24 protein-coding genes are annotated in these 20,036 nt (G+C 67.6%); 7 read left to right on the top strand and 17 right to left on the bottom strand.

The window, feature by feature from the left end; all coding sequences use genetic code 11:
• Positions 1 to 30 precede the first annotated feature (30 nt).
• The gene (locus VJ109_RS06905; protein WP_324760056.1) at positions 31 to 1,305 is read left to right on the top strand and encodes an MBL fold metallo-hydrolase; all 1,275 of its coding nucleotides are present in this window, start codon (positions 31 to 33) and stop codon (positions 1,303 to 1,305) included.
• On the opposite strand, the gene VJ109_RS06900 is transcribed toward VJ109_RS06905, so the two are convergent.
• On the bottom strand, positions 1,302 to 1,457 hold the full coding sequence (locus VJ109_RS06900; RefSeq protein WP_324760055.1) for a ribbon-helix-helix protein, CopG family: 156 nt from the start codon (positions 1,455 to 1,457) through the stop codon (positions 1,302 to 1,304). The genes VJ109_RS06905 and VJ109_RS06900 overlap by 4 nt on opposite strands.
• 69 nt (positions 1,458 to 1,526) lie before the next feature.
• Entirely contained in the window at positions 1,527 to 2,057 is a 531-nt protein-coding gene (locus VJ109_RS06895; protein WP_324760054.1) for a hypothetical protein, read from the bottom strand.
• 118 nt (positions 2,058 to 2,175) lie between these two features.
• Between VJ109_RS06895 and VJ109_RS06890 the strand changes: the two genes are divergently transcribed.
• Positions 2,176 to 3,423 (top strand): DUF2238 domain-containing protein, encoded by a 1,248-nt coding sequence (locus VJ109_RS06890; protein WP_324760053.1) that lies wholly within the window; start codon positions 2,176 to 2,178, stop codon positions 3,421 to 3,423.
• A gap of 35 nt (positions 3,424 to 3,458) precedes the next feature.
• Here the strand turns inward: VJ109_RS06890 and VJ109_RS06885 are convergent, their stop codons facing one another.
• Complete coding sequence (locus VJ109_RS06885) at positions 3,459 to 4,544, bottom strand: hemolysin family protein (RefSeq protein WP_324760313.1); 1,086 nt, start codon at positions 4,542 to 4,544, stop codon at positions 3,459 to 3,461.
• A gap of 69 nt (positions 4,545 to 4,613) precedes the next feature.
• The gene (locus tag VJ109_RS06880; protein ID WP_324760052.1) at positions 4,614 to 5,546 is read right to left on the bottom strand and encodes an oxidoreductase; all 933 of its coding nucleotides are present in this window, start codon (positions 5,544 to 5,546) and stop codon (positions 4,614 to 4,616) included.
• Positions 5,547 to 5,619: 73 nt separating this feature from the next.
• On the opposite strand from VJ109_RS06880, the gene VJ109_RS06875 reads away from it, so the two are divergent.
• A complete protein-coding gene (locus tag VJ109_RS06875) occupies positions 5,620 to 5,865 on the top strand; it encodes a glutaredoxin family protein (RefSeq protein WP_324760051.1) in 246 nt (81 codons plus the stop codon).
• A gap of 13 nt (positions 5,866 to 5,878) precedes the next feature.
• On the opposite strand, the gene VJ109_RS06870 is transcribed toward VJ109_RS06875, so the two are convergent.
• From VJ109_RS06870 to VJ109_RS06855, 4 genes are all read right to left on the bottom strand, one after another.
• Positions 5,879 to 6,379: a hypothetical protein gene (locus VJ109_RS06870; RefSeq protein WP_324760050.1), complete on the bottom strand. Its 501-nt coding sequence runs from the start codon at positions 6,377 to 6,379 to the stop codon at positions 5,879 to 5,881.
• Between the two features lie 56 nt (positions 6,380 to 6,435).
• Positions 6,436 to 7,080 (bottom strand): thiamine phosphate synthase, encoded by a 645-nt coding sequence (gene thiE / locus VJ109_RS06865; protein ID WP_324760048.1) that lies wholly within the window; start codon positions 7,078 to 7,080, stop codon positions 6,436 to 6,438.
• 196 nt (positions 7,081 to 7,276) lie between these two features.
• Entirely contained in the window at positions 7,277 to 7,666 is a 390-nt protein-coding gene (locus tag VJ109_RS06860) for an STAS/SEC14 domain-containing protein (protein ID WP_324760047.1), read from the bottom strand.
• A gap of 130 nt (positions 7,667 to 7,796) precedes the next feature.
• Positions 7,797 to 8,303 carry a hypothetical protein gene (locus VJ109_RS06855; RefSeq protein ID WP_324760046.1) on the bottom strand — a complete coding sequence of 169 codons (507 nt, stop codon included), beginning with the start codon at positions 8,301 to 8,303 and terminating at the stop codon, positions 7,797 to 7,799.
• A gap of 83 nt (positions 8,304 to 8,386) precedes the next feature.
• On the opposite strand from VJ109_RS06855, the gene VJ109_RS06850 reads away from it, so the two are divergent.
• Both VJ109_RS06850 and VJ109_RS06845 read left to right on the top strand, forming a co-directional pair.
• On the top strand, positions 8,387 to 8,740 hold the full coding sequence (locus tag VJ109_RS06850; protein ID WP_324760044.1) for a hypothetical protein: 354 nt from the start codon (positions 8,387 to 8,389) through the stop codon (positions 8,738 to 8,740).
• 38 nt (positions 8,741 to 8,778) lie between these two features.
• Positions 8,779 to 9,915, top strand: coding sequence for a site-2 protease family protein (locus tag VJ109_RS06845; protein WP_324760043.1), 1,137 nt, complete (start codon positions 8,779 to 8,781; stop codon positions 9,913 to 9,915).
• Here VJ109_RS06845 and VJ109_RS06840 read toward each other — a convergent pair whose 3' ends face one another.
• Complete coding sequence (locus tag VJ109_RS06840) at positions 9,916 to 10,782, bottom strand: mechanosensitive ion channel family protein (RefSeq protein WP_324760041.1); 867 nt, start codon at positions 10,780 to 10,782, stop codon at positions 9,916 to 9,918.
• Positions 10,783 to 10,887: 105 nt separating this feature from the next.
• Between VJ109_RS06840 and VJ109_RS06835 the strand changes: the two genes are divergently transcribed.
• Positions 10,888 to 11,163, top strand: a complete 276-nt coding sequence (locus VJ109_RS06835) for a hypothetical protein (protein ID WP_324760040.1) — start codon at positions 10,888 to 10,890, stop codon at positions 11,161 to 11,163.
• A 33-nt stretch (positions 11,164 to 11,196) separates the two neighbouring features.
• On the opposite strand, the gene VJ109_RS06830 is transcribed toward VJ109_RS06835, so the two are convergent.
• Complete coding sequence (locus VJ109_RS06830) at positions 11,197 to 12,513, bottom strand: aryl-sulfate sulfotransferase (RefSeq protein ID WP_324760039.1); 1,317 nt, start codon at positions 12,511 to 12,513, stop codon at positions 11,197 to 11,199.
• Positions 12,514 to 12,601: 88 nt separating this feature from the next.
• On the opposite strand from VJ109_RS06830, the gene VJ109_RS06825 reads away from it, so the two are divergent.
• Positions 12,602 to 13,456, top strand: a complete 855-nt coding sequence (locus VJ109_RS06825; RefSeq protein WP_324760038.1) for a ZIP family metal transporter — start codon at positions 12,602 to 12,604, stop codon at positions 13,454 to 13,456.
• Here VJ109_RS06825 and VJ109_RS06820 read toward each other — a convergent pair.
• From VJ109_RS06820 to VJ109_RS06790, 7 genes are all read right to left on the bottom strand, one after another.
• Positions 13,442 to 13,759 carry a CPCC family cysteine-rich protein gene (locus tag VJ109_RS06820; protein WP_324760036.1) on the bottom strand — a complete coding sequence of 106 codons (318 nt, stop codon included), beginning with the start codon at positions 13,757 to 13,759 and terminating at the stop codon, positions 13,442 to 13,444. The two genes, VJ109_RS06825 and VJ109_RS06820, sit on opposite strands and share 15 nt — an antisense overlap.
• A gap of 42 nt (positions 13,760 to 13,801) precedes the next feature.
• A complete protein-coding gene (locus VJ109_RS06815) occupies positions 13,802 to 14,086 on the bottom strand; it encodes a DUF6360 family protein (RefSeq protein WP_324760034.1) in 285 nt (94 codons plus the stop codon).
• A gap of 56 nt (positions 14,087 to 14,142) precedes the next feature.
• Positions 14,143 to 15,300 carry a nicotinate phosphoribosyltransferase gene (locus tag VJ109_RS06810; protein ID WP_324760032.1) on the bottom strand — a complete coding sequence of 386 codons (1,158 nt, stop codon included), beginning with the start codon at positions 15,298 to 15,300 and terminating at the stop codon, positions 14,143 to 14,145.
• 62 nt (positions 15,301 to 15,362) lie between these two features.
• The gene (locus tag VJ109_RS06805; RefSeq protein ID WP_324760031.1) at positions 15,363 to 15,551 is read right to left on the bottom strand and encodes a hypothetical protein; all 189 of its coding nucleotides are present in this window, start codon (positions 15,549 to 15,551) and stop codon (positions 15,363 to 15,365) included.
• Positions 15,552 to 15,618: 67 nt separating this feature from the next.
• Complete coding sequence (locus tag VJ109_RS06800) at positions 15,619 to 17,130, bottom strand: PAS domain-containing sensor histidine kinase (protein ID WP_324760029.1); 1,512 nt, start codon at positions 17,128 to 17,130, stop codon at positions 15,619 to 15,621.
• A 100-nt stretch (positions 17,131 to 17,230) separates the two neighbouring features.
• On the bottom strand, positions 17,231 to 18,577 hold the full coding sequence (locus VJ109_RS06795) for an Hvo_1808 family surface protein (RefSeq protein ID WP_324760027.1): 1,347 nt from the start codon (positions 18,575 to 18,577) through the stop codon (positions 17,231 to 17,233).
• On the bottom strand, positions 18,570 to 20,024 hold the full coding sequence (locus VJ109_RS06790; protein ID WP_324760026.1) for an Hvo_1808 family surface protein: 1,455 nt from the start codon (positions 20,022 to 20,024) through the stop codon (positions 18,570 to 18,572). The genes VJ109_RS06795 and VJ109_RS06790 overlap by 8 nt, the downstream gene beginning before the upstream one ends.
• Between the last annotated feature and the right edge of the window lie 12 nt (positions 20,025 to 20,036).

Raw genomic sequence — 20,036 nt, 5'->3', positions numbered from 1 at the left:
GGAAACCCGGGGCCGTACTAGAGCGTCCTGATGGAGGTCCAGTTTCTCGGCGGTGCCGACGAGATCGGCCGTAGCGCCGTCCTCGTCAGCGGGGGTGACCGCTCCTCGGGCAGCCGGGCGGGGTCCGACGACGCCAGTCTGCTGCTCGACTACGGGATGGCCAGCGAGTCACCACCGCAGTACCCGATCGGTGATATCGATCCCGGCGCTGTCGTCGTCTCGCACGGCCACCTGGACCACGCGGGGGCCGTTCCTGCCCTGATGTCGAGTGGCGATCTCCCGCCGGTCCACTGGACGCCGCCGACGCGGGAGCTGGCGACGACGCTGGCCGAGGACACGCTCAAGTTACACGGCTCGACGCCGCGGTGTCCGTTCACCGACACCGACGTTCGCCGACTCACCCAGGCCTCGGTGACTCACGGCTACGAGGAGCCCTTCGAGGCGGCCGGCTACGAGGTCACCTTCTACAACGCGGGCCACATCCCCGGGAGCGCGCACGTGCTGATCGACGACGGCGAGACGCGACTGCTCTATTCGGGTGATTTCCACACCGGCGACCAACGGCTCGTCGCCCCCTCGACGGCCCGGCCCGAGGCCGACGCCGTCGTCTGCGAGTCGACGTACTCCGACGTGACTCACGACGCTCGCGACAGCGTGGAAAAACGGTTCGTCGACTCCGTCAAACAGACCGTCTGGCAGGGGGGAACCGTCGTCGTCCCGGCCTTCGCCATCGGCCGGACCCAGGAGATCATGCTGGTCTGTGCCGCCCACGACATCGACTGCTACGTCGACGGGATGGGCCAGCGGGTGACGGACCAACTCAAACGACACCCGGCGTTCCTGCGGGACGCCGACGCGCTGGCCGGCGCCACCTCCAGCGCGCGCTTCGTCGACGGCCGGGACGGGCAACGCCGGCGGATCGCCGACCAAAACACCGTCATCATCACTACTTCGGGGATGCTCTCCGGTGGGCCGGCGATGACCTACGTCCCGGCGATCCGACAGCACCCGACCAACAAGATCGCGATGACCGGCTACCAGGTCGAGGGGACGCCCGGGCGGGACCTCTTAGAGACCGGGAGCGCGGAACTGGACGGCCGCGTGATGCCGGTCAGCGCACAGGTCGAGCAACACGACTTCTCGGCACACGCCGACCGAAACGGACTCCTGTCCTTTCTGGATTCCTACCGGGACACGCCGGTCCTCGTGAACCACGGCGACCGCTGTGGGGGGTTCGCTGCGGAGCTACGCGAGGACGGCTTCTCGGCCAGCGCGCCCGCGCTCGGCGAAACCGTCGAGCTCTAGTCCTGCGCTTTGAGCCACTCGTCGAGCAGGTCTCTGACCGCCGCGTCGCGGTTCTCGCGGTGGTCTTTGAAGGCTTTCTCGTCGATCGCATCCAGCAACTCCTCGTCGAGTTCGAGTTCGACCGCTTCGAGGTCGAGGTGCGCCTCGTTCATCGGGTCGATGGGAGGTCCCCGATCGGTTTATACCCTCGTCAGACGGGCGTCGGCCGCCGGCGTGACGGCTCAGTGGAGCGTCCCCTCGCGGGCCTCTACGTCGGCCGCGAACAGGGCGTAGCCGACCTCGTCGACCCTGAAGCCGGTTTCGGCGGCGATCTCCCGGATCGGCTCGATCATCGTCACGTAGTCCGCGGCGTCGAAGCGCTCTTTCCGCCCGTCGAGATAGTCCAGTCGGTCCAGTGAGGCCCACACCCGCGTGTCGACGACGGCGTGACGTTCGGGGTCCAGTGCCGTCAGGACCGCCGAGGCCGTCGGTGCCTTGAAGCCCGACAGCCCGGAGAGCAGCTGTATCTTCGAGAAGTCGCCGTCGACGGCGACGACGCTCTCGGTGACCTTCCGGCACCGCCGGTCGGGGTTGTTCTCCACGTGGTAGGCGCTGCGGGTCGAACTCGCGTAGGCCACGTCGTACAACTGCTCGCGGGTGAGATTCCCCTGCTCGCGGTAGGTCTCGCCGACCTCGTCGAGCCAGGTGGGGTCGAGTCCCTGGGTGTCGGCGTAGTCGGCAAGCGCCGACCGGACGTACTCGGTCAGGTCCATAGCTGGCGCTCTGGCCCGCGCCCCGTTGAACGTTACCCTCGTCGTCGGAACGCCTTCCTCGTGCCCCGATCGAGCTGGGGACGGAACCATTTTTGTCGTCCGGGAGCTACCGCTGGCGATGTCATCGCTCCGGTCACTGCTGGCGTCCCATCGGTACGACGCGGTCGTCGCGTGGGCGGTCACGCTCGGTCTCGTCGGCGCGGTCGGGCAGTTCCTGCGAGCCGGCGAACCGGACTGGGCGGTGTTTACGGCACTGCTGGTCGCCGTCGCCGTCGTCGTCCCGGTCGCGACACGCGACCCGACTGTCACGATCCCGGCCGAACTGCTCGCCGTTGTGGCGCTTCCGGTCGCGGTCCGGGCTGCCGGCGCGCTCCCACAGGCGACGCCGTTCGTCGCCGCGGCCGCGCTCGCGTTGTTGGTCGCCGTCGTCCTGGACGCCTTCACCTCGCTGTCGATGACACCGCGGTTCGCGGCGGTCTTCGTCGTCGTCACCACGATGGCCGCCGCGGGCGCGTGGGCGGTCGGAGTGTGGCTCGTCGACACGGTCGCCGGGACGACCTTCGTCGGCGGGAAGACCGAACTCATGTGGGACCTGGTCGTCGCCACTGCGGTCGGTATCGGTGCCGGCGTTCTCCTCGACGGATACTTCCACGTCTCCGACCGGATCGACCGGCTCCGGTCGGCCACAGGCGGCGACACTGACGATGCCGACGACACTGCCGATACCGGCACGGACCTCCCCGGCGCTGTCCACCAACACACCGCCGTCGTTCGGGCGTTACAACTGGTGTTGGTCGGTATCACCGTGGTCGCGCTCGCCCGTGGCAACGCGACGCTGGCCGTCAACAGCGCCGGCCCGCTGGCGATCACCTTCCTCCCCGCTGTCTTCCGCCGGGAGTACGACTACGCGATGGACACCGGGCTCGTGCTGTGGATCACGCTGGCGGCGACGCTCCACGCGATCGGTGCGTTCGCACTCTACGGGTCGCTGGGTTGGTACGACAGCCTGACACACACCTTCTCCGCCAGCATCGTCGCCGGCGTCGGCTACGCGCTGGCCCGCAGCGTCGAACGCCACACCCACGCGGTCTCGTTCACGCGCGGGTTCCGCGCCGCCTTCGTCGTCCTGTTCGTCCTTGCGGTCGGTGTCGCCTGGGAGATCATGGAGTTCGCCAGCGGCGGGCTGGCGACGCTGATCGGCGGCGAGGCGGTGCTGGCCCAGTACGGGACGACCGATATCGTCAACGACCTCGTGTTCAACACCGTCGGCGCGGTCCTGGCTGCGGCCCTGGCCAGTGCCCACTTCGAGGGCATCGCGGACCGACTCGTCGGCAGTGTCGGCGTGCTGGTCCGGGGCGGGGAGTGAGACGGCTGACGGGATGAGACGGACGACTTTCGAGCCTACTCCACGCCGGCCCGCTCGTCCTCGGGGTCCTGGATGTCGCCGACGAGTTCCTCCAGGGTGTCGGTGACGGTGACCATCCCGACGACCTCGCCGTCTTCCATGACCAGGGCCAGTTCCTGGCGCTCGGCCTGGAACCGGTCGATCGCGTCGCTGACGCTCGTGTCCGCGGACATCGTCATCGGCGGGGAGGCGACCGCTTCGAGCTCGACCCCGTCGAGCAGGCCGGTGTCCTCGGCCAGCTCCTCGCGCTCGCGGACGAGCGCGGGGACGTAGACGATCCCCAGGAACTCCTCGAAGTCCTCGCCGATCAGCGGGAACCGCGTGTGTGGGGTCTCGGCGAGTCGGCGGGCGTTGGTCTCGTCGTCGTCGCTCGTCGACAGCGCGACGATCTCCTCGCGGGGGATCATCACGTCACGGACTTCCTGGTCGCCCACCTGGAACGCCGCCAGGATCTCCTCGCGGCGTTCTTCGGGGAGATCACCGCGTTCGAGGATGGAACTGAGTTCGGTCCGCAACTCGGCGCGGGACTCGATGCTCTCGACCTCCGCCTCCAGCCAGGCGCCGGACATCTCCACGCCGAACAGTCCCAGCGTCCACTTGGCGACGGTGTCGCCGATGGCGATCAGCGGCGAGATGACCTTCGCGAACCAGTACAGTGGGGCCGCACCGTACCGGCAGACGAACCGCGAGCGCTCGACGCCCAGATACGTCGGCGTCTGCTCGCCGTGGGTCAAGTGGACGAGGTTGATGATGATGAAGGCGATACTGGCACCGACACCGATCCCAGCGAGGCGGGACCCCGCGAACAGCGGCTCGAAGATCGCCGCCAGCGCGGGTTCGGCGACGATACCGACCGCGATCGAGGAGGCGGTGATGCCGACCTGACAGCTCGTCAGATAGATCTCCAGGTCGTTTGTCATCTCCCAGGCGCGTTCCAGGGCGGGGTTCCCGTCGCCGACGAACTCGTCTTCGGTGAACTGCCGGGCACGGGTCAGGGCGAACTCGATGGCGACGAAGAAGCCGTTGGCCAGGATGAGCGCGACTCCGGCCAGCAGTCTGGCGGCGATCTCGACTGTTTCCATGGAGTGGACGGCCGTGGCTGTTTGCATTGGATGGCCGGCCGTACTCAACGGTGGCTGGAAAAGCTGGTGCTACGCGACCTCGAAGTCGACGCCGGTCAGCTCCTCGGAGACATCCCAGAGCTTCGCCGCGGCCCCCTCGTCACGCGAGGCCTCGTTGGATTGCTGGAACTCTGGATCGCCGCGCATCTCCAGCAGGCCGTCGGGACCGACGTACTCGCCCCCGATGACTGTCCCGGCGGTCGCGGCGTACAGCATCGGCAACGCCCCCCGTTCGGCGGACTGTCCGAACAGTGCGTTGGCGACTTTCATCCCGGCCAGCCGGAGGTTCGACCCCATCTCCTCCGGGCCGCGGAACTGGAGGTTCGTATCCGCATAGCCCGGGTGACAGGCCACGCTGAGGACGTCGTCGACCCCGGTGTCGTCGATCCGGCGCTGGAGTTCGTAGGCGAAGAGGAGGTTCGCGAGCTTGCTCCGGCCGTAGGCCGCCCACTTCCCGTAGGAGCGCTCCGACAGCAGATCGGAGAAGTCCATCTCGCCCATCTCGTGGGCGCCGCTGGACTGGGTGACGACCCGCGCCTCCCCGTCGCTGGCCCGCAGTGCCGGCCAGAGCTGGCCGGTCAGGGCGAAGTGGCCCAGGTGGTTCACGCCGAACTGCTTCTCGAAGCCCTCCGCTGTCTCCTGGCGGGGGATCGCCATCACTCCGGCGTTGTTACAGAGGATATCGACCGCGTAGTCGTCCCGGACGCTCTCGGCGAACGCCGCGACGCTGTCCAGCGAGGCCAGATCACACTGTCGAACGTCGAGGTCGGCGTCGGCGACCGTCCGTTCGATCTCGGAGGCGGCCTGCTGACCGCGCTCGATGCTCCGGCAGGCCATCACGACCGTCGCGCCCTTCCGCGCGAATGCCTTCGTTCCCTCGAAGCCGAGTCCACTGTTGGCGCCCGTCACGACGACGGTCTGTCCGTCGAGTGAGGGCATCTCCGCGACTGACCAATTTCCCATTACCCCCGTTAGTGGCTCGACCTACAGAAGGGCATCGCCAGTGCATTTACCCGTCGAGGGTCTACGACCGGCTATGAGTGCTACGTCGATCACCGTCTACACGCGCGAGAACTGTGACCTCTGCGAGGAGGCTATCGAGACGATCGAACGCGTGGCCGCGGAGACGGAGGCCTCGGTCGACCTCGATCTGGTCGACGTCGACGAGGACCCACAGCTACAGGACGAGTACGGCGAGACGGTCCCACACGTCCTCGTCGACGGATCGTCCGCGTTCACCTACGTCGTCCGGGAAGCCGACCTGCGCGAGCGGTTGGCCTGACCGACGGCACCGCTCACGTGGCGCCGACGAGTCGCTCCCGCGCCGACATCGCCCGCTCTTCGGTCGCGTAGGTCAGTCTGAGTTGCCCGTCCCACTCGCCCTCGGCGATGGCCACAGCCAGCCCGTCCGAGATGTCGTAGCGCCGGTCGGCGTCGGTGTGGACGATCTCGAACTCGCCGGGCGACTCGGTGACGCCGGCTGTCTGGAACGTCCTGGCCACGTCCCGCCGCGCGGCGTCGGTGAGTGTGATCGTAAACCCCGGGGCGCTCGATCGGCGTTCGACCGACCCGATCGACCCGATATCGTCGCCCGTAAACAGTACCCGGTCAGTCTCGGGGCCGCGCAAGCGGACCGCGAACCGCTCGGCGGCCGACGGGTCGGGCGTCGCCTGTTCGGTGTCGGGATCACTCGACCCCGATGCCGACCGCTGGGACCCGATGGCGCTACAGCCCGCGAGGATCGTCGTGACCACCGCTCCCGTCAGCCGGAGGAGCGTCCGTCTGGAGGGACACATGTTTGCCGTTCGATCCGCTCGATAAATATCTCTGTCTGCTCCGTGTGGCCCCGTCCCTACCGCTCGCTGCGGCCTCGTTCGACGGCCTCGCGCAACTCCCGTGTCGCCGCTTCGGGGTCGTCGGCGCCCGTGATCGCGGTGATGACCGCCACGCCGTCGGCACCGGCCGCGACGACCTCGGTTGCGTTGTCGGCGGTGACCCCGCCGATCCCGACCACCGGGATGTCGACGGCGGCGGCGATCTCCCCGAGGCGGTCGGTTCCGACGGCGTACTCGTCGTCCTCGATGTCGGCTTTCGAGCCGGTGGCGTACACCGCGCCAACGCCCAGATAGTCCGCGCCCGCCGCCTCGGCCGCGCGAGCGTCCTCGACGAACGAGACCGACCGGCCGACGACGGCGTCCTCGCCGAGCAACTCGCGGGCCACCGGTATGGGCAGGTCCGAGTCACCCAGGTGGACCCCGTCGGCGTCGACCGCCTGCGCGAGATCGACCCGGTCGTTGACGACGAAGGTCACACCGGCCTCCCGGGTCAGTGTCCGGAGCTGCCGGCCCAGTTTGTACCGCTCGCGGGCCGACCGGTCCTTCTCGCGCAACTGGACGACCCCGACACCGCCCGCGATCGCCTGCTCGACGATCTCGGCGGTCGTTCGACCCTCCGACAGCGACGCCTGTGTCACCAGGTACACGCCCCAATCAACCATACCGGGGTGTCGGCGGCCTCCCTGCTGAGTCTTGCGTTCGACTCGTCCTGTTGGCTGTCCGATCCGTCGATACGGTCGCCAGCCGTGGCAACGAATCGCCTCGATTAGTTACAGTCAGCGGTGGCTGACAGTTCCCGTCCCCAATTCATATCGCGGACGAGAGCAGCACGGACGACGCCATCTCCGCCGGAAGCCCTCACTGTTCGTCGAGCCAGGTCTTCGCGTCTTCCCTATTGTCGAAGATCTGTATCGTGGTCTCTTCCCCGATCTCCTGTACGAGATCGTCGACTGACATCTCGGCGACGACGCTTTCGGGCTGGATGATGGCCATGTTCGTCAACGACGTCTCGAACGCCCGCGGGTGCCATTCGTTTCGCGTCCACTCCTGATCCTCCTGTGACACTGCCCCCATCTCCCGGAGATCGGCCAACCAGTTCTCCGCCCCGTGTTGTTCGATCACTTCCAGCCCTTTGTTCAGTCCCTCGCGGTATTCCTCGCCCTCCGCGAAGTCGGTCCAATTCATTATCACTGCCTCGATCGAACCGTCCCATTCGATGGTCAGGAAGGCTGATTCGTACTGTGCCATACACCGACCAGTGGGAAACTCGGTAATACCTCTTTCCGAGAAATTCTCAATCGTGAAAATTCGACGCCCACCCGGCTACCGTATACTTCGCTCGCTCGAAAGCACCGCACTCCGGGCAAGATACGCAGGCTTACCCCACCAACGCTCCGTTCGTCTCCTCGTCGGTCGCAGCGGTTGGCGACAGCCACCAGCCCGCTACCCCCGCAGCGAGCAACAGCACGCCACCGAGGACGAGGAGGTACGGCTCCGCGCCGAAGACGACCCGTCCCGTCGGGTCACCGACCGGGACGACGCCGGTGTAGACGCCGGTTCGTGGGTCCCCGAGATAGTGGAGGACGGTACGGACGGGATAGAAGAGGACGACACCGCCCATCAGGACCGGGATCGCGGCCGCCTGTCGCCACCGCATCGCGAGGATCGATCCGACCAAGCCGACGCCGGCCAGCTGGGCCAGCAGTCGCTCCTCGTGGTTGAGCGAGTGGAGCAGGCGGGGCTGGCCCGGAACGCGGCCCCATCCTGTCGTGATCGTAAAGTCGTACATCGATCTGGCGTGCAGCAACTCGGTGTGGATTCCGACCAGCACCGTCACGAGACCCGCGGCGGCGAGGCCGACCGGGAGGAGCCGGGTTCGGTTCATGACAGTGATTCTATCGCTGTGGGGTGAGATAAAACTTCCACCGTGGCCCGAACGTTCCTAAGTCCGGGCGACCTATCGCCGGTATGGTCCTCGGACTCGTCCTCTCGTTCGTGGTCGGTTTGCTCGTCGGCGGCCTGGCGATCCACGTCGGCGCATCGCTGATCGTCGGATCGAGCACATACGGCAAGGCCCTCATGACGGCGGCGATCGCCTGGTTCGCGTGGGGTGTCGTCTCACTGTTTGTCGGCTGGATTCCCCTGCTCGGCCCGCTCGTGGGCCTGCTGGTCTACGTCGGCGTCATCAACGTCCAGTACGAGGGCGGCTGGCTGAACGCCGGCGCGATCGCGTTCGTGGCGTGGCTGACCTCGCTGCTCGTGTTGGGGCTCCTCCAGTTTCTCTCACTCGGGGTCCGGATCGTCGGTGTCCCCGGCGTGTAGGGGTAAACCATTAGCCCGCTCGGCTCCCGATACCTGATGTGCGAAACTTCCATCTCACGACGATCTGGGGTATCCCGATCCGTATCAGCCTCTCGCTGCTGATCTTCCTGCCGGTGCTGGCCTGGCTCATCTCCAGTACCGCACAGATCGAGGTGTACGCGGGAATCGTCTCGGTGCTCGCGGGCACGCAACTGGACCTGGCCCGGCTCCAGGCCGGGTCGACGCCGTGGCTCATCGGCGGGGCGGCGGCGATCGGCCTGTTCGCCAGCGTCGCGCTCCACGAACTGGGCCACTCCTACGCCGCGATGCGCTACGGGTTGGAAACGGAGTCGATCACGCTGTGGATCCTCGGCGGGCTGGCCAGTTTCAAGACCATCCCCCGCGAGTGGGACCGCGAGTTCTGGATCGCGGTCGCCGGCCCGATCACGAGCATCCTCGTCGGAGCGGTCTGTTACGCCGCCCTCCTGATCTTACCGGCCAGCGCTACCGTGGTGCTGTTCGTCGTCGGCTGGCTGGCGGTCACGAACGTCGTCCTGGCGGTGTTCAATATGCTCCCGGCGTTCCCGATGGACGGCGGCCGAGTCCTGCGGGCGCTGCTGGCCCGGAACCGACCGTACGCCTCGGCGACCCGGATCGCCGCCCGCATCGGGACGGTCTTCGCCGTCCTCTTTGCTGTCGTCGGGGTGCTCTCGTTCTCCCCGCTCTTGCTCCTGCTCGCCCTGTTCATCTACGGGGCCGCGACCGGCGAGTCCCGGACCGTCGCACTGGCGGACTTACTGGAGGGGCTCACTGTCGGTGATGTGGCCCGCCCGGCGACCGCGACTGTCGAGGCCAGTGCTACCGTCGAGGAACTCGTCGACCGGATGTTCGCCGACCGCACGACCGAGTTCACCGTCACCGACGGCGGCGATGTCGTCGGTGTCGTCACCGTCCAGGACTTCCGCGCGCTCTCGAAGGCCGAACGCGAGGCCGACACCGTCGCGGACCTGATGGAGACGGATCTCCCACGGTTCGAGGAGACGATGGGTGCCTTCGACGCACTGGTCGAACTGGACACCGGCGGCTCCGGCGCCGCCCTCGTCGACGGTCCGTCGGGGACCCGTGTCGTCTCCCGGCAGGACTTCAGTTCGGCCATGGAGATGCGACGGCTGATCGGTAACTCCGGGCCGTTCTGACTACGCCGACTCTTCGGTGACCGTCACCGAGCCCGACAGCTCCCGTCCCGCGGGCGGGCCGAGGGTGATCCCTTCCTCGTCGAACCGCCGTTTCACCCGCCGCCTGAACGCCGAGGCCACCTCGGCGGCGTCCCCGCTCGCGGGGTCGTCGATCCAGAATTCCGCCCTGATCGTGACGTTGTCGGGTCCCATCTCGACGATACGGGTGGCCGGTGCGGGCTCCGTAGCGACACGGTCGTGGTTCGTCGCCACCTGCTGGAGCTCCAGCAGCGCGTGTTCGGTATCCTCCCCGTAGGCGACGAACACGTCCTCGGTGATCCGGTAGCTGTCACGACCGAACGGCCGGGTCAGCGCGTTGTTTGTCAACTCCGTGTTCGGAACGGTGATGGTCTCGTTGTCGGGGGTCCTGATCCGTGTCACGCGGAAGTCGACCGCCTCGACGTGCCCCTCGCCGCCGGGCCAACTGATCCAGTCGCCGACGTTGAAATCCGGGTCGGCGACCAGGAAGATGCCGCTGATCAGCGAGCCGAACACCTGCTGGCCAGCCACACCCAGTGTGAACGTCAACGCGGCGACCAGGATCGCGGAGTCGGTGTTCAACAGGAACTTCGCCTGGCCGGCGGCGATCAGTCCGAGCAAGACCGCGATTCCGATCGTCGCGACGTTGAGATAGGTCTCTGTGGCACTGATCAGCGTCGGGTTGTTCCGGTTCCGGTTCCGGACCACCCGGACAGCGAGCGGGACGACGAGGGCTCGCGCCAGTAGTATGGCCACGACTGCGACGACGACGAACACCGTCACGTCCGAGAACAGTTCGCTGTACGGTTCGAAGACGGACCAGTCCGGCGGGGTGAGCTGCCAGCGCACGTCCGAACGTCGCTGCCGGGCGACAAAAAGCCGGCTCCGACTGGGCGATCACGTCGTCGTTCACTAACGGGAACGCTTTTGTTCTTGTTGTGACATCCCCGAGGTATGTTGCCCTCCCTCCAGATAGGCCTTCCAGGCGCAGCCGAACTCGTCATCCTCCTCCTGATCTTCGGACTGCTGTTGCTCGTCCCGCTGGTCGTCTCCGTGTTCATCTACCGGGATGCCGCCGACAGAAACAGCAGCCACGCGCTCGCGTGGGCCGCCGGTTCGTTCTCCGCGGCCGTCCTCGGCGGGTTCCTCGGGGGAGTCGTCGTCTGGGTCCTCTACTTCGTCGTCCGCGACGAGATCGGTCCCGGTGGACCGTCCGGAACCGGGCCGTAACCCCGTACAAACCGCGATAGGGACCGCAGGTCGCTACTGACGCAGTTCCCGGAGTCGGTCGACGCCCCCGGCCACGACGGCGACGACGCCGACCAGCGTCAGCCCCAGATGCAGTTCCGCGAACCAGAACGGCGTCCAGGGCGCGACCGACTGGAGACTCACGAGCAGCAGGGAGAGCCCGGGGACGCCGTCACCGGCCGCTTCCTCGATACCGCCGTCGGCGGTGTAGCGCTGCGCGCCGACGCGTTCGCCTTCGGGCAGTCGCTCGGCCTCGTACGCGATGGGCGTGTCGTCGGGCGTCTGTCGGCTCCAGACGACGGTTCCGTTCCGGGTTACCTCGAAGACCCGCTTGTTCAGCGTGTCGGTCACGAGCGTGTTGCCGTTGTCGAGTCGGTCGGCGTCACGGGGCCAGTGCAGCGGGACGCCGCCGGCCCGGGAGAGCGTCCAGGCGGGTTCCCACTCGCCGTCGACTTTGTGGAGTTCGACGACGCGGTCGTTGTCCGAGTCAGCGACGAGGACGGCGTCGGGGCCGAGCCACTGGGGGTTGTGCTGGTGGTCCAACACCGACGGGTCGCCACAGCGGATCTCCCCGTCGCCGTCGAAGTCTTTCAGTTGTGAGTCACGGACCGTACAGCTGTCGTCGCTGCCCCCGTCGTCCTCGTTGACGACCTCGACGACGCCCGCGCCGCGCTCGACGAGAACCAACTGGTTTGCGTTACGGACCGAGACGAGATAGTGGGTCTCGTTGACGGCGTCGACATCGTTGATGTGGAGCCAGTCGCGTCTGGTCGGGTCCGGCGGCGTGTCGTAGAAGGAGGAGGCGTTCCACTGCCAGGTCACCTCGCCGTCCCGGACGGTGAAGATCCGCTCGTGTTCCATGTCGGAGAGGAGATACTCCCCGGAGTCGAGTCGCTCGACGTCGTGGGTTTCGCTGTTCGTGGCGTACCGGACGGGGAAGGCGTACTCCTCGACGGTCCGGGGGCCACCGTCGGCGTCGGGATCGATGATCCGGAACCCGGTCTTGGTACAGGGCGGATCGTAGGGGGCACATCCTTCCTGGTAACCCGAATGCATGAACCCGGCCATCACCCGACCGTCGGGCAACTGCGTCACGTCGAAGTAGCTGTCGGCGTCGTCGATACGCCAGGAGATCTCGCTGCCGGTGAGCATGTAGACGCTTCCGTCGGCGTGCCAGCCGGTGTCGCCTCCTTGGGAACCGACGAGGGTCCGTTGCTGGGAGCCGTCGTCGACACTCGTTTCGGGGGCGGTCGCGGCGCCGACTGCGACCGTGCCGACGACGAGGAGGATACCAGCGACGATCAGGGCGGTACTGCGTCTGCCACGGTCCATCACGCCACTCTCCGCCGACAGCGGAAAAAAGCCTTCCGAGACCGACCGCCGGTAGCTACAAGCCCTCCGGACGCACAGTTCGAGACGAATGCAATCAGTGCTCGTGGACGTCTTCACCGACGTGGTCGGGACGGACCCGCTCGTCACGGGACTCGTCGGCGGCGTCGTCATCGCGACGCTGAACCTCCTGGGGGCGTCGCTGGTGCTGGTCTGGCGGAACCCCTCCCAGCGCTCGATGGATGTCGCGCTGGGCTTTGCCGCCGGCGTGATGCTGGCCGCGGCGTTCACGAGCCTCATCATCCCTGGGATCGAGGAATACTCGGGTGGGAACCCCGTTCCGACGCTGCTGGGGGTCGCTCTCGGGGCGTTGTTCCTTGACCAGGGCGACAAACTCGTCCCCCACGCTCACTACCTCCTGACCGGGCAACGCCGGAGCGACGCCGCCGACCCCGGGGAGTCACTCCCCATCGCCGACGAGCGTCTGGCCGGTGTCATCCTGTTCATCCTCGCGATCACCCTCCACAACATGCCCGAGGGGCTGGCCGTCGGCGTCGGCTTCGGTGCCGCCGCGGGCGATCCGGCCAGACTCGGGAGTGCGATCTCGCTGATGCTCGCGATCGGCATCCAGAACATCCCGGAGGGGCTGGCGGTGTCGGTCGCGGCGATCAACGCGGGCCTCAACCGGCGGGCGTACGCTGTCTTCGCCGGCGTCCGGGCAGGTGTCGTCGAGATCCCTCTGGCCGTACTCGGCGCCGTCGCGGTCACGGTCGTCGAACCGCTGCTTCCCTACGCGATGGGCTTTGCCGCCGGCGCGATGTTGTTCGTCATCTCCGACGAGATCATCCCCGAGACCCACACCAGCGGCCACGAACGGGTGGCGACGCTGGGGCTGATGGCCGGGACGATCGTCATGCTGTATCTCGATATCTCACTTGCGGCCTGACCGATCCGTCTCGTAGGGCCAGTTGGGGTCCCGTGCCTGGCCGTCCGGTTCCTTGCAGTCGTCGACGGCGTCGGGCGTAGACGCCCCGTGTTCCCGGAAGTTCTCCCGAGCGGCCGAAAGCGAGACGTGGTTGGTATCGCTGACGTACTCCTCGTCGCTGAACTGCAACGGATCGTCGAGCCAGTGACAGACCGGACAAACCTCGTAGGACCCCGGCTGTCCTTCGGGCAGTGTCTTGTACCCACAACACGGGCAAAAGCCCAGTTCCCGTGCCGCGGGGTTGCCGGGTGTGTCGGTCGACATGATCCGTGGTATGTCTCCCCACAGCAAAGAACTGTCGACCGTTCACTCCCCCTGTGCCTCCTCGACCTTCCCGGCGTATCGCTCCAGTTCACCGGCGAGTTCCCGAGCCTGGGCCGCCGATAGCGTCACTTTGTCGGCGTGTGGTTCGACGGCCTCCAGATCGGTGTTGTCCATCTCTAACTGGAGTTCGACGTGGTCGGGGTTCTTCCGCGGTGCCGTGACGTTCAACACTGCCAGTGCCTCCTCGTCGAAGCCGTGGCCTTCGACGGCGCCGTCGAGCAGATCGAAGGTCGTGTACGCGTTGACCTTCAGGATGCGGTCTACCATAGCGATCCGTTCGGGCCTGGCGGGCAAAACTGCTGTGTTGGACTGCCGTCGACCGGCTAGCAGTCTCCGTCGGAGAACCCGACCGCGGCGGCGTCCTCGCGGGCTCGGTCGATCGCGTCGTCGAGATCGAACTCGCGGACGAGTTCGCCGTCCCGGACGAGTGGCTCCATGAGCGATTCGGCCCCGTCGGGACCCTCACGGTCGGCTAGTCCCACGTGATGGCCGCCGTCTGGCGTGCGGTAGACGCTCTTCGTCCCGGTGAGTTTCCCCCGCTTTGCCGCCAGTTCGCCGTCGACCTCGACGATGTCCAGCGCGAAGTCCAGCGGGTCGGCGTTCGAGACGTAACTTCCGACGCCGAACCCGTCGACCACGTCGCGCAGTTCCCGGAGCTGTGTCGGCCCCAGTCCGCCCGAGACGAAGACATCCACGTCTTCGTGGCCGTGTGCGTCCAGCGACCAGCGGACCTCCCGGACGATGTGCCGGAAGTCCCCTCGCCGAGAGCCGGTCGTGTCGAGGCGGACGCCGTCGAGATCGTCGACGGCCTCGGCCGCCCGCAGCGCCTCGTCGACCTCGTCGCTGTAAGTGTCGGTCAGGGCGATGCGGGGCGTCTCCTCGGGGACGGCCTCGTCGAAGGCCCGCCAAGCCTCCTCCTGGTGGCCGCGGCCGAAACAGATGACCAGCGCGTGGGGCATCGTACCGCCGGCTTCCCGGCCTAGCACGTCCCCGGCCGCGACGTTCGAGAAGCCGTCCAGGCCGCCCAGCAGCGCCGCCCGTTCGACCATCGCCCCCAGCGACGGGTGGACGTGCCGGGAGCCAAACGACAGTACCGTCGAGTCGGGAGCGGCGTGTCTGGCCGCTAGTGCGCTGGTCGCGACTCCGGTCGGATGAGAGAGCAAGCCCAACAGCGCGGTCTCCAGCCGACAGAACTCCCGATAGGACCCTTCGATCCGCATGACTGGGCCGCCATCGAACAGCTGTCCCTCCGGGAGCGCGTCGACGTCGACGCTCCGGCCAGCCAGGAGTCTGGCCGCGTCAGGGACGCCCGCCAGGAGCTTCCAGTCGCCGGTCGCGAACTGGTTGGCGGTCACCTCCGCAACCACGTCGGGGTTCCGGCCCGCGTGTTCCAGGGCCTCCATCGTCCGGTCGAAGTACGCGTCCGTCGCCCGTCCCGACCGGATCGCCTCGGGTGGAACGATGTCGAATTCGTCGGTCATACCCCGCCTTCGGGCGGGCCTGGGAAAAAGAACCACGGTCGGTACGTGGTCCGGGGGGCCGGCTACGGATCGATAGCGGTCGGCTGGTCGTCGACGGCCTCGATGAGCGCTTCGCTGAGCACGCTCTTGCGGTGGCTCACCTGCAGATGCACGTAGATATCCGTCTCCGCGTCGCCGTCGTGGTCACAGAGCGGACATCTGGTTGTCGCCGCTGGACGGTCGGTGGCTGTGGGGTCAGACAGTGAGGACATCCACGCGGTACGTGTCACCCCATCTATAAGACTGTGTATATGAGTGGTACTGACGGCTATCGTGACATCATGTGTCTACCGAGATATCCCGGCCGTCGCTTTCCGTCCTGCTGGCTGTCGGCGGTTCGTCAGCTTTCGGCAGCGTCAGCGCCACGACGGTCCCGCGGGGGTCGTTCTCCGCGAAGTCCAGCGAGCCACCGAGGTTCCGGAGGATCCAGCTCACTTCCCACAGGCCGAGCCCGCTGGTGTGTTCGAGCTGGGAGCGGTCCCGTTCGTCCTGGAGGAGTTCGTACTCGTATCGTGGGATGCCGGGGCCGTCGTCGGCGACGCGTACCGTGACGTACCCGCCGTCGGTCGTCGTGGACGCGGTGATCTCGACGCTCGGTTCGGGCCTGTCGTTGTGGGCGACGGCGTTTTCCAGGACGTTCTCGATCGCGACCGGGACCGCGTCGTTGGCCCTGACGGGAGGGACCTCGCCCAGGTCGACGCGTACCGACGCCGCCGGGTACTCCTCACGGATCCCGTCGACGGCGTCGGCGACCAGTGCCGACAGCGGGCTCGAATAGGACTCGTACTCCCCCGAGACGACGCGTTCGATTTCGCGGGTCTGCTCGCTGATCCGCTGGAGGTCGCTGATCGCCGTCTGTATCTGGCCGGCGAGCGACGCCGCGTCGCCGTCGAGGTCCTCTTCGAGCACTTCCGCGGTGCCGTAGGCGATGTCCATGCGGTTGCGGATGTCGTGTCGGAGCGTCCGTGAGAGGACCTGGAGCCGTTCCCGGCGCTGGTTTCGCTCGGTCACGTCGACGTAGTAGGCGTATTCCGCCTCCGGACTGCCGTCGCCGGCGGGGGCGGTCACGCGGATGAACTCCCGCTGGCCGTAGTCCGTGTCCAGTGTGACCTCCATTTCGGTCCAGTCGAGGTCGCTATCGCTGGTCTGTGGTGCGACGGAGCGTTCGGTCCTGTCGACCCGCTCGGCCTCTTCTTCGGGTGGCCGCAGTTTCGAGCGGAGGTCACGGCCGGCCAACTCGGACTCGGTGTACCCGAACACCTCCTCGAAGGCCGGGTTGGCCATCTCCAGCTGTGGCTCCCCGTGCTCGAACTGGACGGCGATGACCGGGTTCGGGACGTTCTCGAACAGCGCCGCGAACTTGTCGCGCTCGTGTTCGACCGCGCGCCGCTGGGCGATCCGATCGGCGTCGTACCGCCCGATTCCCAGGCCCGCAAGCAGCGTCAGCCCACCCGCGGCGACCGCGACGAGGACGGGCTTGAACTGTGACTGTAGCGACTGACTCCCGACGACGACCGCCAACACGACGACGATCGCCCCGGCTGCGACCCCGAACCACCGGCTCATCTGCCGGACCTGAAGGCCGGAGGCAGCCCGCCACAGCCAGACGGCCGCCCAACACAGCGCGAGCGCGATCGACAGCGACAGCGAGTTCTCGACCAGCGTGGTCCACAGCGGGTCGCCCTGTCGGACCGCGTCGACGTAGATGTCGCTGGCGCCCAGCGACGCGACAGCGAGGCCGCTGGCCCCGACGACGACAGCGATCCCCAGACGCCGTGGCTCCCCGCTCACGCGCCCCGCTCCGTCGTGCCGGTGTCGCTACTCTTGGAGGTGTCCATAGTGAACGTTTGGGGACGGATGGATAAAACCGTATTCCCGACGTATCCGGATATCACCCGGCCGGCGCGTGGATCTCGCCCAAATCCTCGACGGTCGGACCGTTGACGATCCGGACGGTATCACCCCGGCGGACGACGTGGAAGGCGTCCTCGAACGAGCTGGAGTCGGGGACGACGTAGACGTTCTGGCGGGGCTGGGTCGCGCCGTGTTCCTCGACCAGCGCGGTCCGGTATGCCCGGGCGAACTCGCGGGCGTCTTCCTCCGTGTCCCAGGTACTGCGCCAGACGTAGCCGCCGTTGCCATCGCCGTCGTGGTACGGGACGACCGTGTCACCGCCCCAGCCGACCGAGGGCGCGCTGTCGTAGCTGTAGCGGTCGGCGTCGGTCTGGTTGTTGTGGTACATCGTCGCGAAGATCGACGCCTCGCCGACGGTATCGGCCACGGGGTCGTGGTCGAACCGCCGCCACTCGTCGTTCGAGCGGTCACGGACGGTGACGTTCACCGGCTCCTCCTCGGGGTATTTCTCGGGGTGGAGCACCTGTTCGGAGCTGTCGGGGTAGTCCTCGTAGACCGTGTTGACGGCGTCCCAGCCGCCGCTCTCGCGGCGCGTGTCGACGAACCGCGGGCCGGTGGCGTAGGGCTGGATGATGACGGTGAACAGCCCCTCGTTGACGCTGCTTCCCCCACCGCCACCGCTCGACCCCCCGCGTTCGGGGCGGTCGAGACAGCGCCAGCCGTTGCCACACCGGCGTTCGTACAGCGCTTCCACGTAGTTCGCGTCGCCCTCGACGATGCCGTCCCGTGCCAGTTGCGTGTCCTGTGTCTCGGCCGATCCGTTCAGCCCGAACTGCTGGTCCTGGAGCGCGTGGACGAGTTCGTGGGCCAGCGTCCGCCGGTCGACGGCCGGCGTCTCGGTCGGGGCGACGACGACGATCTCGTCCCGGCTGGGCGAGTAAAAGCCCTGGACGGCAGTCGAGAGGGTGTCGTCGATCGCCTCGCTGCTCCCGCTGTCCTCGCCGATGAGCAACAGCGACTCCCAGACCTGGTCGTTCCAGGGGTCTCGGGGTGGCCCGGCGCCGCCCCCGCCGGACCCGCTGCGGTTGCGGTACTCCGCCCGGGAGATGACCTCGACCGGGACCGTCGACTCGAACTCCAGCCCACGGAGCTGTTCGACGCGGGCCATCGTTCTGGCCGTGACTGCCTCCAGTTCGCTCTCGTTGAGGCCGTCCTCGGTCGTCACCGCCACCGGGTCGTCGTACCAGTAGCCGTTCTCCCAGCCGATGGCGTCCTCCCCGGTCGGCGTCTCGGGATGGGACGGTCCGCCGATCGGCCCGGGGAGTGCCGGGGCGCTACAGCCGGCCAGGACCAGCGCCACCGCCACGAGCAGTTCCCTACGCATCGTGGACCTCGTCGAGTTCGTCGGCCGTCGGCGCGTTCACGACGGTCACGGTCCGCCCGTCGACCTGGACCGCGACGGCGTCGGCAAAGGGACTGTTCTCGGCGATGACCCAGGTCCCGTCGGCCCGCTCGGTCCCGCCCCAGTGAGCCAGCGCGGCCTCCCAGGCGGCGGCGAACTCACCGGCGTCCCGCTCGCTGTCCCAGACGGTCCGCCAGACGTAGGCCGTCTCCGACCCGTCGCTGTAGACGTGCATTCGGCCGCCAGCCCACCCGTCGGTCGCCGGCAGATCGTAGTTGTACGGGTCCGACGAATCGACGCTCCCGCCCTCCTCGAAGTTGATGACCTCGGTTGCGGCGACGACGCTCGATTCGTTGTAGTCGTCGGTCAGCGTGTAGGCGAGCGACGCCGCAATGGCCGAGGGGCCGACCACGGCGTAGTCCGGTCGGTTCCGGTCCTCGGAGGGACGGACCCGCTCCCAGTCGTCGCTCGTCCGGTCCTGCAGGGCGACGGTCTCGGGCTCCCAGTCGGGGTACTCGCTCGGGGAGATCACCTCGCGAGCGCCGTCGGGTCGGTCGCCGTAGGCGTCGCCGACCGCCGCCCATCCGCCCTGATCGCGGAGGTGGGTCACGAGCCCGGGACCGTCGCTGTACGGGAAATACAGCATGAAGTTGATCCCGAAGTGGCGGTCCCCGTTGCCACCGCCACCGCTACCGCCGCCACCGGCCAGGCAGTCCCACTGCTCGCCACACCGGGCGTCGTAGGCCTGCTGGGTGGCCGTCGCGTCACCTTCGATCAGGCCGTTTCGCCCCTGGACGCCGTCACGGGTCCGTGCGTCACTCCCCAGGCCGAACTGCTGGTCTTGGAGCGCGTGGACGAGTTCGTGTGCCAGCGTCGACTCGTCGATCGTGGGCGTCTCGGACTCCGTCACGAGGACGATCTCGTCCCGGCCGCCGCTGTAGAACCCGAGGACACTCTCGCCGAGGGTACTGTCCTGGGCGGCGGTCGACCCGCGGTCCTCGCCGACCAACAACAGGGCCTCGAACTTCGCGTTGTCGAACCGCCGGAGCGAGTCGCCGGCGCCGCCGCCGCTGCGGTTGCGGTACTCCGCCCGTGAGACGAGGCCGACCGGGACGGTCGTGTCGAACTCCAGCCGCCGGACGTACTCGACCCGGGCCATCGAGCGAGCGACGACGGCCGCCCGTTCGCTCTCGTTGAGGCCGTCCTCGGTCGTCACCGGGATCGATTCGTTGTGCCAGTACCCGTTCTCCCACCCCAGGCGGTCGGACGGTGGGTCCGGCGGTGCGTCGGCGGCGGTCGTCGGCTGTACTGTCGCCGTCTCCCCGTCGCTGCTTGCATCGAAGCTGTCGTGTCCGCCGGTCGAACCGGGTGCCTGACAGCCGGTGAGAACCAGTGCCGCACAGAGGGCGAGAACGGCGAGGCGTCGCATCTACCGTCTCAA

Source organism: Haloarcula montana, assembly GCF_035666295.1.
GTDB classification, from domain to species: Archaea; Halobacteriota; Halobacteria; order Halobacteriales; family Haloarculaceae; genus Haloarcula; species Haloarcula montana.
This window is presented reverse-complemented; position numbering and strand designations above follow the sequence as displayed.

Excerpts from the sequence above, each read along its gene's own strand:
- VJ109_RS06875 (WP_324760051.1), top strand. The coding sequence starts at position 5,620 with ATGAGTGCTACGTCGATCACCGTCTACACGCGCGAGAACTGTGACCTC.
- VJ109_RS06825 (WP_324760038.1), top strand. The coding sequence starts at position 12,602 with ATGCAATCAGTGCTCGTGGACGTCTTCACCGACGTGGTCGGGACGGAC.
- VJ109_RS06810 (WP_324760032.1), bottom strand. The coding sequence starts at position 15,300 with ATGACCGACGAATTCGACATCGTTCCACCCGAGGCGATCCGGTCGGGA.
- VJ109_RS06850 (WP_324760044.1), top strand. The coding sequence starts at position 8,387 with ATGGTCCTCGGACTCGTCCTCTCGTTCGTGGTCGGTTTGCTCGTCGGC.
- VJ109_RS06885 (WP_324760313.1), bottom strand. The coding sequence starts at position 4,544 with ATGGAAACAGTCGAGATCGCCGCCAGACTGCTGGCCGGAGTCGCGCTC.
- VJ109_RS06795 (WP_324760027.1), bottom strand. The coding sequence starts at position 18,577 with ATGCGTAGGGAACTGCTCGTGGCGGTGGCGCTGGTCCTGGCCGGCTGT.
- VJ109_RS06870 (WP_324760050.1), bottom strand. The coding sequence starts at position 6,379 with ATGTGTCCCTCCAGACGGACGCTCCTCCGGCTGACGGGAGCGGTGGTC.
- VJ109_RS06890 (WP_324760053.1), top strand. The coding sequence starts at position 2,176 with ATGTCATCGCTCCGGTCACTGCTGGCGTCCCATCGGTACGACGCGGTC.
- VJ109_RS06855 (WP_324760046.1), bottom strand. The coding sequence starts at position 8,303 with ATGAACCGAACCCGGCTCCTCCCGGTCGGCCTCGCCGCCGCGGGTCTC.
- VJ109_RS06905 (WP_324760056.1), top strand. The coding sequence starts at position 31 with ATGGAGGTCCAGTTTCTCGGCGGTGCCGACGAGATCGGCCGTAGCGCC.
- VJ109_RS06805 (WP_324760031.1), bottom strand. The coding sequence starts at position 15,551 with ATGTCCTCACTGTCTGACCCCACAGCCACCGACCGTCCAGCGGCGACA.
- VJ109_RS06830 (WP_324760039.1), bottom strand. The coding sequence starts at position 12,513 with ATGGACCGTGGCAGACGCAGTACCGCCCTGATCGTCGCTGGTATCCTC.
- VJ109_RS06900 (WP_324760055.1), bottom strand. The coding sequence starts at position 1,457 with ATGAACGAGGCGCACCTCGACCTCGAAGCGGTCGAACTCGAACTCGAC.
- VJ109_RS06790 (WP_324760026.1), bottom strand. The coding sequence starts at position 20,024 with ATGCGACGCCTCGCCGTTCTCGCCCTCTGTGCGGCACTGGTTCTCACC.
- VJ109_RS06835 (WP_324760040.1), top strand. The coding sequence starts at position 10,888 with ATGTTGCCCTCCCTCCAGATAGGCCTTCCAGGCGCAGCCGAACTCGTC.
- VJ109_RS06815 (WP_324760034.1), bottom strand. The coding sequence starts at position 14,086 with ATGGTAGACCGCATCCTGAAGGTCAACGCGTACACGACCTTCGATCTG.
- VJ109_RS06880 (WP_324760052.1), bottom strand. The coding sequence starts at position 5,546 with ATGGGAAATTGGTCAGTCGCGGAGATGCCCTCACTCGACGGACAGACC.
- VJ109_RS06820 (WP_324760036.1), bottom strand. The coding sequence starts at position 13,759 with ATGTCGACCGACACACCCGGCAACCCCGCGGCACGGGAACTGGGCTTT.
- thiE (WP_324760048.1), bottom strand. The coding sequence starts at position 7,080 with ATGGTTGATTGGGGCGTGTACCTGGTGACACAGGCGTCGCTGTCGGAG.
- VJ109_RS06860 (WP_324760047.1), bottom strand. The coding sequence starts at position 7,666 with ATGGCACAGTACGAATCAGCCTTCCTGACCATCGAATGGGACGGTTCG.
- VJ109_RS06895 (WP_324760054.1), bottom strand. The coding sequence starts at position 2,057 with ATGGACCTGACCGAGTACGTCCGGTCGGCGCTTGCCGACTACGCCGAC.